10 protein-coding genes are annotated in these 13,574 nt (G+C 66.3%); all 10 read right to left on the bottom strand.

Annotation, left to right across the window (positions count from 1 at the left end; genetic code table 11):
• Positions 1-25 precede the first annotated feature (25 nt).
• Positions 26-1,594 (bottom strand): MFS transporter, encoded by a 1,569-nt coding sequence (locus tag AC07VS_RS05660; RefSeq protein WP_494750396.1) that lies wholly within the window; start codon positions 1,592-1,594, stop codon positions 26-28.
• A gap of 364 nt (positions 1,595-1,958) precedes the next feature.
• A complete protein-coding gene (locus AC07VS_RS05655; RefSeq protein ID WP_494750395.1) occupies positions 1,959-3,269 on the bottom strand; it encodes an MFS transporter in 1,311 nt (436 codons plus the stop codon).
• A 1-nt stretch (position 3,270) separates the two neighbouring features.
• The gene (locus AC07VS_RS05650) at positions 3,271-4,491 is read right to left on the bottom strand and encodes an acetyl-CoA acetyltransferase (protein WP_492350188.1); all 1,221 of its coding nucleotides are present in this window, start codon (positions 4,489-4,491) and stop codon (positions 3,271-3,273) included.
• On the bottom strand, positions 4,488-5,453 hold the full coding sequence (locus tag AC07VS_RS05645) for an NAD(P)H-dependent flavin oxidoreductase (RefSeq protein WP_494750394.1): 966 nt from the start codon (positions 5,451-5,453) through the stop codon (positions 4,488-4,490). The genes AC07VS_RS05650 and AC07VS_RS05645 overlap by 4 nt, the downstream gene beginning before the upstream one ends.
• A complete protein-coding gene (locus AC07VS_RS05640) occupies positions 5,453-6,214 on the bottom strand; it encodes an alpha/beta fold hydrolase (protein ID WP_494750393.1) in 762 nt (253 codons plus the stop codon). The genes AC07VS_RS05645 and AC07VS_RS05640 overlap by 1 nt, the downstream gene beginning before the upstream one ends.
• Positions 6,215-6,269: 55 nt before the next feature.
• Positions 6,270-7,292: a Bug family tripartite tricarboxylate transporter substrate binding protein gene (locus tag AC07VS_RS05635; RefSeq protein WP_492350191.1), complete on the bottom strand. Its 1,023-nt coding sequence runs from the start codon at positions 7,290-7,292 to the stop codon at positions 6,270-6,272.
• Between the two features lie 10 nt (positions 7,293-7,302).
• Entirely contained in the window at positions 7,303-8,997 is a 1,695-nt protein-coding gene (locus AC07VS_RS05630) for a class I adenylate-forming enzyme family protein (protein ID WP_494750392.1), read from the bottom strand.
• Positions 8,998-9,024: 27 nt separating this feature from the next.
• Positions 9,025-10,464 carry a carotenoid oxygenase family protein gene (locus AC07VS_RS05625; RefSeq protein ID WP_494750391.1) on the bottom strand — a complete coding sequence of 480 codons (1,440 nt, stop codon included), beginning with the start codon at positions 10,462-10,464 and terminating at the stop codon, positions 9,025-9,027.
• 41 nt (positions 10,465-10,505) lie between these two features.
• Positions 10,506-11,642 carry a porin gene (locus tag AC07VS_RS05620; RefSeq protein ID WP_494657831.1) on the bottom strand — a complete coding sequence of 379 codons (1,137 nt, stop codon included), beginning with the start codon at positions 11,640-11,642 and terminating at the stop codon, positions 10,506-10,508.
• A gap of 8 nt (positions 11,643-11,650) precedes the next feature.
• Positions 11,651-13,363: an aldehyde dehydrogenase family protein gene (locus tag AC07VS_RS05615; RefSeq protein ID WP_494750390.1), complete on the bottom strand. Its 1,713-nt coding sequence runs from the start codon at positions 13,361-13,363 to the stop codon at positions 11,651-11,653.
• Between the last annotated feature and the right edge of the window lie 211 nt (positions 13,364-13,574).

Here is a 13,574-nt window from a genome sequence, read left to right as displayed (position 1 = left end):
CCCACGCAGCGCGCTGGCCTGCCGGTCACTGCAAGCGCCGTTGCCAGGCCACCACCAGGGCCGCCACCAAGGCCATGGCGGCCAACAGCCGGTACAGGTCTTCGCAGGCCAGCAGCAGGGCCTGGTTGTCGAGCAAGGCCGACAACTGGGCCAAGGCCCCCAGGTGGGCCTGTTCGGGGCTGAAGCCCCGGGCTTGCAAGGCGCCGGTCATGCCGGACAACCACGCGCTCACGCCGGGACGCTCCGGGCTCAGCCCGACCAACAGCTCATCGTGCAGCGCAAACTGGCGGTTCTGCAGCATCACGGCGGCCACGGCGCTGGCCCCTGAACTGGCCATCTGGCGCATCAGGTTCTTGCCCTGGTAGCCATGGGCAAAGCCTTTGTCGCCCAGCTCCCGGAAGGTCAACCCCGCCACAGGCAAGACCAGCAACACCCCGAAAACGCCCTTCAACAACAAGGCGGGCAGCAAAGCACCCACAGGCGCCCCGGCCGGCTGGCCGGCCAGGCCCCAGGCGCACAAGGCCAGCGCCAGCAGGCCCGCCAGCATCAGCGGTCTTTTGTGCGGCAGCCGGCCCGCCCAGCGGATGTAGGCCCAGGCCACCACCAGGCTGGTCACCCCGGCCAGGCTGTTGAGGGCCCCCGTGGTGCGCAAGGGCAGGCCCAGGCCCCGCTCGGCATAAATCGGGAACAGATAGGCCGCAAAGTTGGACAGAAAATAATGCACAAAGTACAGGCCCAGCCCCACCAGGTACACCGGGCTGTTGAGCTGGCGCAGGTGCAGCAAAGGCGTGGGGTGCCGCCATTGATGCCACAAAAACCCAAGCAACAAGCCTGCACCGCTCAGGCCCAGCAAGATCAAGCGCAGCGGGTGGGCCAGCACATCGAGCCGGGCCTCCGAAAAGCCCCACTGCAGACACAGGGCCGCCAAGGCAAAGCACAGCAAGGGCCCCGCCATGCTCCGCCACGAGGCTTGGTCGCCGGGCAGCCCTTCATGCTGGCGACCCACCGGATCGGGCAACCAACGCCACAGGCCCAGGGCCACCCCCAACACCGCCGGAACCACCGCCACAAACACCGAGGCCCAGCCCCAGCGTTCGATCAGGCTGGCAGCGCACCCAGGGGCCAGGGCACTGGCCGACAGCATCAGCACCATGAAGCGGCGCATGGCCTGAGGCCGGTCCACCGGCGCAAACAACAGCAGCACCAAGACCCGGGCCGCGGTGAAGAACGCCCCGCCCCCCAGACCCTGCACGGCCCGAGCCAGCGCCAACTGCTGCAAGCTGCCACTGGTCGAGCACCCCAGCAAACCCAAGGCAAACAGGCCCAAGGACACGGTCAGCACGCGCCGATAGCCCCAGTGCTGCACCAGGCGCTGCTGCAGCACGATGGCCAGCAGACTGCCAATGGCATACGCGGCCTGCGCCCCGACGAACTCGGCCGGCGCCGCCGCCAAGCCCCCCATCACGTGGGCGGACGAGAACACAAACATCACGTTCTCAAAAAACTCCAGCGCCACCAGCAGACCCAGCAGGGTCATCAAACGGTGCTTGCGCGTGGCATGGCCGCGCAGCAGCAGGGCTAACAAAGGCTTCATGAGCGAATACCACGGTGCGGTGGGGGGTGGGGCCGAGGTCGCACCCGGTCCGGAATCTGGGTTGTCGGCGTGGCGTGCCATCGGGGCCTTGCCAAGGTCAGCGCCAACACGAAACAGGCTGAACCCGGGCAATTTAAGGCGGCTCAGGCCCACACCCGAGCGGCCGGTGCACCAGGCCACATCTGCAGCATCAACTTGCGATTGGAAACACCACTCATCACCAAAACACGACCGCTCACTACACACACTCCGCACCAGGACCTGGAGACAAAGGCATGAACCGCGCGCCGGGGCACCTGGGCCCCCCGGGCAGCAGCAGCAGGGGCACCGCTGCGCCACTGGCGAAGCCGCATCGCTCAGCACCTCAAGCAGGGGTCACCGGCTTTTGCAACGCTTGCGCCATGGGCGCGCAGACGATGGCGGCGAGGCACAGCACGGCAGGCACGCCCCACATCGCGCTGGGCCAGTGGTGCGACAGGCTGCCCATCAAGACCGGCAGCGCCCCGCCCGCTATGGCCTGGGCCAGGTTGTAGCTTGAGGCAATTCCGGTGATGCGCAAGGGCGCCGGAAACACCCTGGCCATGGGGGCCAGGACCACCGGAATCAAGCCGGCATTGAGTGCCCCAATGGCAGACCAGCCCCAGAACACCGTCGACGGTGTGACCAGGGCATAGAACCCGGCGATGCCCACGATGTTGAGCACGGCGAAGACGGTGATGACGCGCGCGCTGCCAAAACGGTCGGCGGCCGCGGTGGTCAGCAGCGTGACCACCATGGCGCTGGCTGTCAGCCCCATCTGGGCGGAACTCATCAAGGCCCGAGGCCACTGCATCTCGACCTGGAAGTACGCCACCGGGTACAGCTGCACGGTCTGGATCAGCCCTCCCGAGACCAGCGCCAGCCCGGTGGCCACCAGCAACTCGCGGCGATAACGCGTGAACAGCGCCGAGAACGGCAGCCGCTGTGCCGACTGCGCAGCCTGGGCCATCTGCAAGAACACCGGCGACTCTTTGACACTGCGCCGCAAGTAGACCGAGAGCAGGCCAAACAGCCCACCCGCCAAAAAGGGCAGGCGCCAACCCCAGGCCAGGTAGTCGGCCTGCGGCAGTTGGCTGGACAGCAGCAGGATCATGCCCACCGCCAGCAACGACCCCAGGCCGAAGCCGACGGTCAACAGGCCGATGGCAAAAGTGATGCGGTTCTCCGGCACCGTCTCCATCACATACGAGGCGGCCGCCGGGAATTCACCGCCCATGGCCAGGCCCTGGCCGGTGCGGCAAAGCAGCAGGAGGATGGGCGCGGCGGCACCGATCTGGGCGTAGGTGGGCAACACCCCGATGCCCAAGGTGCCCAGGGCCATCAGCAGCAAGGTGATGCCGAACAGGCGCTTGCGGCCGATGCGGTCCCCCAGAGCGGCCAGCACGGTGCCGCCCAGGGGCCGCACCAGGTAGCCCACCGCGTAGATGCCCAGCACCTGCAGCTGGGCCAGCCAGGGCGCGACATCCGAGGCCGAGAACAGCTTGCTGATCACGGGGCTCATGTGCAGAAAGACCACAAACTCATAGAACTCCAACGCGCCCCCCAGCGTGGAAAGGCTCAGCACCTTCCAGTGCTCTGCGTTGATGGCGCCGGCCCCCGCCGGCCGGGCCTTGTCAAAGGCTTGCACAGCGGCCATGTCAGTCCACCTCCACCACAAAGCTGACCACCGTGCCCAACGACCCGCCGATGTTGAGCGTCTGCAGGCGCCAGGCGCCCTCGATCTGACAGGCCCCGGCCAGGCCGGTGACCTGGCGCGCCGCGTCCAGCAGCATGCGGGCGCCGGTGGCCCCCACCGGGTGGCCCGCGCCAATCAGGCCCCCGCTGAGGTTGACAGGGCAGCGTCCGCCGCGCTCGATGCTGCCGTCCGCAATCGCCTGCCAGCTCTGGCCCGGCGGTGTGAGGCCCAGGTGATCGATGGCCATGTACTCGGTGCTGGTGAAGCAGTCGTGCGTCTCCACCCCATGCACGGCGTCGATGCCTTCGATGCCGGCGCGGCGCCAGGCGTCTTCGACGGTTTGCCGGACATGCCCGAACACATAGGGCTGGCCCTGGCTGCGCTCAAGCTTGTCGCGCAGGCGCAGCCCGGCATTGCGGTGGCCCCAGCCACTGATGCGGGCCAGGCCCGCACAAGAGCGGCCCTGCGCCTTCAGGAAGCGCCCTGAGGCCAGCACCAGCGCGCAAGCGCCGTCGGTGATCTGGGCACAGTCCTGGCGCCGGCTGCCAGGCTCGATCACCGGGTTGGCCTGATCGTCATCGGTGAAGCTCAGCGGATCAAACTGCCAACGCCGTGTCTGGGCCAGCGGATTGAGACGCGCATGCCCGTAATTCAGCTCGGCAATGCGGTTCAGGTACTGGCGATCCAGCCCGTAGCGCTGGGCGTAGGTCTGGGCCACCAGGCCAAAGGCCGCCGGCCACATGAAGCGACACTCGATGTCCTCCCGCCCTTGCCAGGAGGCTGCATTCTGGTTGCGCGAAGCCTGGTCACCGGGCAGGTTCTTGAGTTCCTCGACGCCCAGCACCAGCACGCAGTCATAGCGGCCGGCCTCGATCTCGGCCATCGCGGCCAGCACCGCCAAAGAGGACGAGGCACAGGCGCCCTCATGGCGCATCGCAGGCACCCCCCAGAGCTCGGGCACCACCTGGGCCACCATGGCACCCAGGTGCCCTTGTTGCCGCTGCAGTTCGGCAAAGGCGTTGCCCACATGGATGCTGCCGATGTGCTCGGCCGCCACGCCACTGCTCTGCAGCGCACCCAGCGTGCCTTCACGCACCATGTCAGAAAGATCCTGCCCCTGGCGCGACCAAGTTCGCGCAAAGTCGGTTTGATAGCCGCCGAGGATGTAGATGGCTTCGGTCATGACGGACTCCTTGGCTGTCGTTGAAGAAAGCGCTCGCAGGCTTGTCGGTATTCGTGCTCGATCTGGTCCACCACCTCGGACAGCGGCTGGATGGCCCGGATGCTCCCCACACCCTGGCCGGCGGCCCAGACATCGCGCCATCGGCGGCTGCCGCTGTCTTGGCTGTCGTAATGACGCTCGGGGGCCGGCGGCAAGCGATCGGGGTCCAGGCCTTGCGCCCGCAAGGAGGGCTTGAGCCAGCTGGCAGGGGTGCCGGTGATCGCGTCACTGACGAGAAGGTCGTCAAGCTGGGCATCAACCAGCATCCGCTTGTAGTCGGGGGCGGCCAGGCTTTCACGGACAGCGATGAAGCGGGTTCCCATGTACACCGCGTCGGCACCCGCCGCCAGGGCGCCCGCCACACCTCGGCCGTCGCTGATGGCCCCACCCACCACCAGCAAGCCGTCAAAAAACTCACGCACCGCACTGACAAAGGCAAACGGGTTCAGGAAGCCTGTGTGCCCCCCCGCCCCGCTGCAGATGCAGGCCAGGCCATCCGCGCCCGCAGCCACCGCCTTGCGGGCCAGTTGCAGGTTGACCACATCGGCCAGTACCAAGCCACCATATCGCTTGACCACGGCCATGGCCGGCGCGGGGCTGCCCAGGGCCGTGACCACCAGCGGTGGCTTGAAACGGGCGACCAGCTCCAGGTCCTGCGTCAGTCGGGTGTTCGATGAATGGGTCACCAGGTTGGCGCACCAAGGGCCCAGGGGATGCGGTTGCGGCTCATCGCGCGCCCGCGCCAGCCCCTCGGTGATCTGCTGCATCCACTCGCCCAACTGGGCAATGGGGCGCGCATTGGGGGTGGGGAAGGCCCCCACCACACCGCTGCGGCAGGCTGCCAGCACCATCTCGGGGCCGGACACCAGAAACATCGGGGCCACCACCACGGGCAGCCGCCACGCCGAAGGCCATCGGGTCATCACAGCGCCTCCGTTCCGGCGGCCAGCTGCGCCTGGGTGGGATCAAACTGCCGTACCCGCAACAGCAAAGCCTGCACGGCAGCCGCCACGCCCTGGGGTGCTTCATACGGGCTCAGGTGCCCCACCTCCGGCAACCAAGACAACTCGGCACCCGGAATCAAGGCGGCCAATTCACGCGACAAGCCGGGGGGCGTGACCTGATCGGCGTCGCCGCACACCACCTGAACGGGCATGCGCAGCCCGCGCAAAACGGCGCTCGCATCGCTGCGTCGCATCAGCAGACGGTGCTGCCGCGCCGCGGCCTCAGGGCCGATGGCGCGCAGTTGCTCGCGTGCGCGCGCCATCCAGGCTTCCTGCCCATGAAAGCGCGGGTGGCTGGCATAGCGGCTGAGGCCGGCCACCACCTTGTCGAAGTCGCGCGCGATGGCCGCCACCGCCTTCTCGCGGGCCTGCAGCAGCTCGGGCGTGTCCGCTTGGGCCGAGGCCCCCAACAGAACCAGACCGAACACCCGCCCAGGGCGCTGCTGCAGCATCTCGTAGGCGACCCAGGCCCCCATCGAGTAGCCGCAGACCACCAGGGGCTGATCGGGGTGCAGGTCATGCAGCAACGACCAGGCCTGTTCTGCCATCTGGGCCAGGCTAGCCTGGCTGGCCACCTCGGCAAAACGCAGGTCCAGGTCGGGGGGCAGCCAAGGCAGGACATCGGCCCAGATGTCGGGGGTGTTCAGCATGCCCGGAATCAGCAACAAGACAGGTTTCACAGCGGCTTTCAAAACAAAGGGTTGAGGGGGTCATGCGCCGTGACGGCTCACACCATCACGGTTCATGGGTGAAACCAGAGGCCTGCACCGCGGCTTTCCAGCGCGAGGACTCCGCTCGCAGAAAGCGGCTCATGTCCTCAGGGGTGCTGGGCAGGGGCGTGAGATCAAGCGAGGCCCACCGTTCTCGGAGTTGGGGCGAGCGCAGTGCGCCAACGAAGCGGGCATTGAGTTGATCGATCATGGCGTCGGGTGTGGCCGCTGGCGCCGAGATGGCGGCCCAGATGCCGATCTCGAGTTCGGGGTAGCCCAACTCTCTGAAGGTCGGCACCTCAGGCAGCAGAGGCGACCGGTCGGGCCGCGTCACCGCCAGCACCCGCAGTCGCCCCGAAGCCAGATGGGGCAGCACCGCCAGCAAGGGCAGAAAGGCCGCGTCGACTTGCCCTCCGACCAGGTTCTGGACCGCCTGAGGCGTGCCGTTGTAGGGCACGTGGACCAGGGTCAGGCCCAGCCGCTGATTCAGGATCACGCCGGCGAAGTGCGAGGTATTGCCCGCCGTGAAAGAGGCGTAGGTTGCGTCGCGCGGGTGAGCCCGTGCCCAGCTTGCGAACTCGGTCAGCTGCCGGGCCGGCACCCGCGACGAGACCGCAAGCACCAGAGAACTCGACAGCAGCGTCGTGACAGAGCGAAAGCTCTTTTCACTGTCGTAGGGCAACTTGCGCACCGTGTGCGGATTGATGCTCAAGATGCCCGGCGTTGACAGCAGCAAGGTGCCGCCATCCGCTGCGGCCTGGGCCACATGCTGGGCCGCAATGCCCCCCAGCCCACCCGGCCGGTTGTCGATCAACAGCCTGTCGCCACCCGACTCCCGAAAGACCTCGGCCACCTGGCGCAATGCCGTGTCAATGAGGTTGCCCGCCGGAAACGGCACCACGACCCGCAACAATCGCGGGTCTGTCGCAGATGGGGCCGCGCTCGATGGCGGTTGCGCCCATGCGGGCAGGCCCAGACCCGGAAGGGCCGAGAGCCAGCCCAAGGATTGGCGACGGGAAGGCAGGCGGGCCCCAGGTGTCTGTGCCATGGCGGTGGCCTCAGGTCGCAAAGCGCTGGCGCAACTCGCGCTTGAGCAACTTACCCACCGGGTTGCGGGGCAGTTCGGGCATCAGCATCAGATGCTCAGGGAGCTTGTAGACCGCGATGCGTTGCGAGCGCAGGTAGTCGGTCAGCACCTCCAGCGTGATGACCTGCCCCGACACGGGTGCCACACAGGCACAGACCCGCTCTCCCAGGGTCTCACAGGGCACACCGATGACAGCCACCTCCTTGACCCCCGGGCAGGCCTGCAGCAGCCCTTCGATCTCTTCAGACGAGATGTTGACCCCACCGCGGATCACCAGGTCTTTGCTGCGGCCCACATAACGGTAGAACTGCCCCTGGTCCCCAGCGATCTCGAACAGGTCGCCAGACTTGTAAAAGCCCTGTGCGTCAAAGGCCTTGGCGGTCAACTCAGGCGCATTGAAGTAGCCACTGAACACGGTGGGCCCGTCGTAGCGCAACTCCCCGACCTGGCCGGGCTCCGTGATGTCGCGCTCGGTGTCCAGATCGACCAGGCGAGTCAGCACCCCGCGGCGAGCGGCACCGGCGCGCGGGAAGTACAGGGCCCGCTGCCGCGGGTCGGGCATGTCGAGCGCGCCACCGCCCAGCGAGGCGCCCTCGTTGGATCCGAAGTAGTTGATGATCTGAACGCCGTAGCGCTCGGCAAAAGTGCTGACCATCCACTCGGACAAAGGGGCCGACCCTGACCCGATGCGCCGCAAGCGCTTGAAGTCAATCCCGCTCAACAAGGCCTCGTTTTGCAGCAGCATGTTGAGTACCGCGGGTGGTGCCACGGTGTAATCGATGGCCTCGTCCCGGATCTGTTGCAGGAACACCTCCAGGTTGAACGGATGGTGCTGCACGATCGTCGCCCCGAGCCGAAGCGCCGTGCAGAACGCGGTGGCCAGGCCCGCCATGTTGATCATGGGGAAGGGGTTGAGGATGCGGATGTGGGGCCGCAACTCGGCCACCTCGATCACCCCGGGCAGCAGCCCCAGCCACTCGTTGTGGCTGCGCGGCACCGCTTTGGGCGCGGCCTCGGTGCCCGAGGTCCAGCAGAGGCTGAACACATCGTTGGCGGTCACGCCCGCGTCGGCCGCGCGCTGCTCAACCCGTGCCAGATCACCCGGGGAGAGTGGCACCGCCAGGGCGGGCCCGATGTCACGGAGGCCGGCAGGCAGGTCAGGCCCCCATGCCAGAAGGCGGGTGCCCGGATGCGCGAGCCGCAGCCACTCATCAAAGAAAGCGGCGGCCCGATGGGCGCTGGCACCCCGCCCGATGCGGGCGCAGGTCACCACGCTGCGGGCACCGCTGGTGCGCATGATCTGCGACAGCTCATGCTCGCGGTACTGCACCGGCACCGGGGTGATGATCAGCCCCAGGCGGGCGCAGGCCAGGTAGACCACATGCTGCTCGACGCAATTGGGCAGTTGCACCAGCACCACGTCGTCACGCTGCAGACCTTCATCGATCAGCAGACGGCAGAAGCAGTCAACCTCCAGCCCCAACTGCACCCAGCTGAGGCGCCTCGGTGCGCCATCCATGAAGTCGTTGCGGTTGAAGGCATCGACCACGGCCTCGGCATCGGGCCGCTCGCGGCGCTGTATTTCAAAAAGATCCCACAGCGTCTGGTGGCCCCACCAGCCCTGCTCGACGCACTTGGCGATCTTTTCAGCTTGGACCAAGATCATGTTCGCTCCTGTTGAAATGGGGGTTGATCAATAGCCGCGCCGCAGGCGTTCAGCGCTGACCCAGGTGGCATGAAAGCCATGGGGTACGCGGTGCGGCAGGCGGATGCGGGCGACCGGGCCCTGGCTGATGTCGCGGGCGTCAAAGACCACCACGAACGAGGCCTGTCGGTCGTCATCCCACATGAAGCCCACCAGGTAGCCATCGTCTTCGGCTTGCGGGTTGTCTGCGGGTGCAAACGGTGCCTCGCTGAACCACCGGCCCGTGCCCTCGTGGTAGGTGGTGCAGACATTGCGCTCCAGGTCATAGCGCACCAAGCCGGCAAAGCGGGGCTCCTCGGGTCGGCGCAGGCGGGCCATGAGCACGTTCCAGGAATAGCGTGTCTTGAGGCCCTGCATGGCCGAATTGATGACCGGGAACTCCTGGTTGATGATGTCGTCAATGATGCGTTCGCGGGTCTGCCCGGTGCGCAGGTTGAAGCGCCACTCGTAGAACATGAAATCGTGCTCCAGGTGCGCCAGCATCTTGGGGAAGCCCGCCACATCGATCTCGCCATGGGCGTCGCGGGGCAGACGGAAGGGCGTGCCCGTCATGACGATCTCGGTGCCGCCCTGGCCGTCGGCCTCTTCCCAGGCGTTGGAGACGTGGTACATGTAGGTCGGGCTGGCCTCGAACCAGCGGATCTGCTCAGGTGTGCCATGCCGGGGCACGACGGCAAAGCGAGAAGGCAGGTGGTGATGGAACTTCAGTTTGTGCCGGCCTGCCGCAAAGGCGTCCATGTCATAGAACAGCGGAAAGTCGTGCAGGATGGTGTAGTTCGGCGTGATCGCCATGTCATGCGGCAGGCGCGGCCCGGGCAGTTCGATGGGCATGAAGGTGGTCAGCTGGTGATGCCGGTCCATCACCCCATAGTGCATGTAAGGGGCCTCTTTGCCATAGGCAAAGAACAGGAACTCGCCCGTGGTCTCATCCACCTTGGAGTGCGCTGAAATGGGCACGCCTTTCAAACGTGGATCGAACTCCAGGCGCCCCACGGTCGACAAGTCCTGGGGGTTGACCTGGTACACCGCCCCGCCCAGGTACCACATCGAGATCAGCTTGCCGGCGTAGAACTTCACGTCGGTGTTGGAGGTGTTCTTGATCGGCATGTCGGGCCGGCTCTTGCGCGGTGGGTCCTTGATGCCCTGCCACAGGGCCTGCCCTGCCGCCAGTTCCTCCTGGAGGCCATCGGTCTGCACCCAACGGTTCATGTAATGGGCCTTGCCGCCTTCGAACCGCACCGCATGCAGCATGCCGTCACCGTCAAACCAGTGGTAGCGGCCTGGGGCCTCAAAACGGCGGTTGGGGCCGTTGCGCACGTGCATGCCCGACAGGTCCTTGGGGATCTCGCCTTCGATGTCCGTCAGTTCCACCGAGTGTTCCTGGTCGATGGGGGCAAAGCCGCCCTGGAGGACGGGAATGTCATTCATGTTCATGGGTTCTCCTTGGTCGATGGGGGTTGCTGGTGCGCTCAGAAGGTGTGCTTGATGCCCGCGTAGATCGATTGCGAGCGAAAGCCCTCCATGCCGGAGGGCAGGGGCAGGGTGTTGGTGGGGTACCAGAAGTCGTAGGCCGCATGGGCCTGGTTGCTGACGGTGGAATAGCTCAGCGCCAGCGCACTGCGCTTGGACAGCGCGTACTCGTAGCCCACCGTGAACATGCGGGCACCGGTGTCGGGTCGGGTCTGACCGTCCGCCTGGTAGGGACGGGCCTCACCATAGGTCACATGCCAAAGATGTGGGCCCTCGCGGTAGATCACCGGTATCGCCCAGGCATCTCGACTCAATGAGCGCTCGGGGATCGATGGGCCGGCCACCCGGTTGCGATCCCACAACCAGGCCACCTTGAACCCGTTGTCGAACTGGTAGGCCACCCCAAGGCGGTTGGCATGTTGGTCGTGGCTCAGGTGCTGCCATTCCCCCTCTCCCGGCTGGCGGGCACGGTACAGCGTGTTCCAGTACAACACCAGTTGCCCATCGTTGTAGGTGGGGTTGAAGTTGAGCGTGTGGTTCCTGGGGCGCTGGGGGTTCGGAGCATCGAAGCCGTAGGTCGCACTGAAGCCGATGTGGGACCAGCGTGGCGAGTCGTAGCGCACCAGATTCGACAGGATGCCGCCCGCAAAATAGGAGAGACTGCGACCAATCGAACCCAGCATGTTCAGGGTCCCGCTGGCATAGGGGCCGGCGTCGTAGATGCCGTTGTGGCTCAGCGCAGCGTCGGCGGAATGGTAGGTAGACCAACGTCCGACCAGCAATCGGCCCCATTGCGAGTTCTTGAAGCCCACCGCATGGGAACGCGCGGGCGAAAGCTCGGTCCCCATCTCGCCACTGCTGAGAAGAAAGCCTCGCTCCATGTGAAAGAACACCGAGGTCTGCGCGTCCAGAGGTTCCTCGCCGCGCAAATAGAACCAGGACGAGTTGTCGCTCAGGATTGTTTTGTGCTGCGAGAAGGGGCCCGGCTGAGCCGGCCCTTGTCCGCCGCCGTAGTGCAAGCTCTGGACGCCAACTTTGATCTGTCCGCCCAGGGACAGGGTTCCCTCGGCCTGGCCATGGGCTGCGGCACTGAAGGCCAGGGTGGCGGCCGAGGCCACACGCAAGAATGGTTTCATGCCGATCTTCACGATGGATCTCCTGACAAAGCCAGGGCAGACGCGGGTCGCCGAGCCTGGGCAATGCGAAAGCGCGCGCTCACAAAGGCCAGGTCGGTCAGGCAGGCGTTGCCGGCCGGGTTGAGCCCCGTCACGTGGTAGTCGCTGTAGGCGGCAGCAAAGTTGAGCGGCATCGGGCCGGTGAGGTTGATCGTGAGCTGAGCGCCGGCCAGGGCATAAGCCTCTTCGGCCCGGGCAATGAAGCCTGGGTCTTTTGCATAGACAAAGGCCGTGAGGCCGCCAAACTCGGAGACATCGGAACAGGCCTGCTGCAGGGCCGCCTCGGCGTCTTCGCACACGATCAGAAAGGCCACGGGCCCGAAGCGCTCCTCGCCGTACAGGCCTCGCTCAGAGCGGTTCACGCAAATCAGCAGCGGCGATGCGGTGCGGGCCTGCGGGAACTCGGGATGGACGTAAGGCGTGGCTTGCCGCAACACCTGACCGCAGCGCGTGCCCTCCCGGGTAAGCTCGTCCAGCAGGGCCAGCGTCTGCGCCGACTGCAGGGTGGCCAGCATCATGGCGGCGCGCCGCGGGTCACCGGCAATCTGATCGATGAAGTGCACCAGCCGCTCGCCCACGGTCTGGACCGGTACGCGCCCCTGGGGCGTGAGCACACCGTCACGTGGCAGGTAGATGTTCTGCGGGCTGGTGCACATCTGCGCACTGAACAGGCACAGGCTGGTGGCCAGGCTGCGCAACACCGCGTCCAGATCGTCGGCTTCGGCCAACACCACGGTGTTGCAGCCGGAGGTTTCCGTGAACACCAGGGCTTGCCCGGCGTGCCGCTCCACCCACTGGCCGAAGCGGGCACTGCCGGTGAAATCGACGATGGCCGTCGCCGGATGCTGCACCAGGTACTTGCCTTGCGGTTGCTCCACGCTGTCGAGACACAGGGTCACCAGGTTGGGATCGAAGCCGGCGGCCTGCAGCACCCGACGGAACACGCGCACCGAGATCGCCATCGGCAGCACGCAGCCCGAATGGGGCTTGACGATCACGGCGTTGCCGGTGACCAGGCTGGCCATCATCGAAGGCCAGGCGTTCCAGGTGGGAAAGGTGGCGCAGGCAAAACACAGGGCCACACCCCGTGGTACCCGTCGGTAGGTTTTTTCAAGGCAGATCTCACCGGCACCGAAGGGGCGGGCCCAACGGGCCCGCGATGGCACGGCATGCAAGGCCTGGTGGGCCTGGACCAGGGCTTCGATGGCTCGGTCCAGTGCATTCACACCCGAGCCGGTGAACGCCATGTTGAAGCTTTGCCCTGCGGTGTGCATCACGGCATAGGCCAGTTCGAACAGATGCTGGCGGTAGAGCACATCGACCACCTCCATCAACACCCCCACGCGGGTGTCGACCTCGGCATGGGCCCAGCGCGGCATGGCGGCCTTGGCGGCCTTGAACAGGGCCTCGGCATCAGCTTGCGGGTAGGTGATGGCGAGGGCCTGCCCGGTGTAGGGCGAGGTCTCCTCGCCCAGCCAGGCGTTGGTGCCGGGTTGGGTCAACTCGAAGCGCTGCCCCAACTGGCCCTGATGCAAGGCCCAGCCGGAACGCCGCGCCTCGTCGGCCGCGGGGTAGAGCTCGGGGTGATCCACAAAGGCGCTCCAGTGGCCCCGCTCGCGGCAGGCACGCTGTGCGGCCTCGAATCGATGCAGGTGCTGTGCGTACAGATCAGCGCCAGACACTGAATCTGTTGTAGCCGTGACAGAGGGGCTTTCGTCGCACGGCTCGGGGACGAAGTGGGTCGTTGTCTTCATTCGGTTCGCTTCCCTGAAGTGAGCCACTTTAGGAAGCGAAGCACTCAGGCTCGCCTGGGTTTCCCCGAACTCGCTCACAGCGAACGGTCTGTCGATGGGTGGTACTTGATATGACCGTCGAACACCGCTTTGTGGTCTG

This window comes from Curvibacter sp. GW821-FHT01G03, assembly GCF_059422285.1.
The sequence above is the reverse complement of the archived record's forward strand: the minus strand, read 5'-3'. Positions and strand labels throughout refer to the sequence as shown.

Coding starts and splice junctions, on each gene's coding strand:
- AC07VS_RS05650 (WP_492350188.1), bottom strand. CDS start 4,491: ATGACCGAAGCCATCTACATCCTCGGCGGCTATCAAACCGACTTTGCG.
- AC07VS_RS05660 (WP_494750396.1), bottom strand. CDS start 1,594: ATGAAGCCTTTGTTAGCCCTGCTGCTGCGCGGCCATGCCACGCGCAAG.
- AC07VS_RS05630 (WP_494750392.1), bottom strand. CDS start 8,997: ATGATCTTGGTCCAAGCTGAAAAGATCGCCAAGTGCGTCGAGCAGGGC.
- AC07VS_RS05620 (WP_494657831.1), bottom strand. CDS start 11,642: ATGAAACCATTCTTGCGTGTGGCCTCGGCCGCCACCCTGGCCTTCAGT.
- AC07VS_RS05635 (WP_492350191.1), bottom strand. CDS start 7,292: ATGGCACAGACACCTGGGGCCCGCCTGCCTTCCCGTCGCCAATCCTTG.
- AC07VS_RS05655 (WP_494750395.1), bottom strand. CDS start 3,269: ATGGCCGCTGTGCAAGCCTTTGACAAGGCCCGGCCGGCGGGGGCCGGC.
- AC07VS_RS05645 (WP_494750394.1), bottom strand. CDS start 5,453: ATGACCCGATGGCCTTCGGCGTGGCGGCTGCCCGTGGTGGTGGCCCCG.
- AC07VS_RS05625 (WP_494750391.1), bottom strand. CDS start 10,464: ATGAATGACATTCCCGTCCTCCAGGGCGGCTTTGCCCCCATCGACCAG.